This is a genomic window from Hydrogenophaga sp. 2FB (genome assembly GCF_005503365.1).
Taxonomy (GTDB): domain Bacteria; phylum Pseudomonadota; class Gammaproteobacteria; order Burkholderiales; family Burkholderiaceae_C; genus Hydrogenophaga.
Map to the genome: position 1 here is coordinate 1 of NZ_SCML01000126.1, position 1,059 is coordinate 1,059.

The 1,059-nt window shown below is 66.9% G+C and carries 1 pseudogene; it reads left to right on the forward strand.

From position 1 onward, the window contains the following. A pseudogene (locus FFS09_RS30505) lies at positions 1-1,059 on the forward strand (S-layer family protein); the annotation flags it as partial.

Below are 1,059 nucleotides of genomic sequence, written 5' to 3' on the forward strand. Positions count from 1 at the left end.
GCCTACAACGCCAGCGTGACCGCGCGCACCCTGAACGACTGGGTCGTGATCGACGCGGCCAGCACCGAGTACAACCCGCGCGTGCTCAGCAGCGCCCCTGGGCAGATCGTCTCCGGTGGCGACATGCGACTCAACGTCGCCACAGAGCTGCTCAACCACAACAGCGAGATCCTCGCCGGTGGTGCGCTGAAGGTCAGCGGCGCGACGCTGGAGAACCGGGGCAGCGAGGTGATTGCGCGCACCGAGATGAGCGGCCAGAGTGTGCTGAGCTGGTTGCGCGACGAAGGCTTCTTTAAGGACAACGACCGGCTCTACGAATTCGGCCCGTACCAGGCCGTGCAGGAGCGGGGCGAGAAGGTCAACGTGGCGCGCAGCGCGGGTGGGCAGGCCATTCCCGCCACCGCTGCCCCCAGCGCGCTGTTCAAGAACGCACCCAACCCGCAATCGGGCTACCTGATCGAGACCGATCCGCTGTTTGCCAACCACCGCCAGTGGCTCGGTTCGGACTATTTGATCAACGCCCTGGCGCTCGACCCCAACCACATTCAAAAGCGCCTGGGTGATGGTTTCTACGAACAGCGCCTCATCCGCGAGCAGGTCGGCCATTTGACGGGTCAGCGCTTCCTGGGTGACCACCGCGGCGACGAAGCGCAACTCCTCGCGCTCATGAACGCGGGCCTGACCTTCGCGCAGGCCTATGAGCTGCGCCCGGGCATCGCGCTGTCGGCCGATCAGATGGCCGCGCTCACGAGCGACATCGTCTGGCTCGTGCTGGAAGACGTCACCCTGCCCGATGGCACCGCCACCCAAGCCCTGGTGCCGCGCGTCTACCTCGCACCCCGAGCGGGCGATCTGGCCCCCAGCGGCGCGCTCATCGCGGGCAGCGAGGTGCGCATCCACATGAGCGGGGATGTCTTGAACAGCGGCACCATCGCGGGAAGGCAGGTCGTTCAAGTCCAGTCCGGACGCGACATCCAGCACAGCGGCAAGATCACGACGCAGGGCACCGCTGCGCTGAGCGCAGGGCGCGACATCCATGTGGCCGGCGGTGAGATCGCC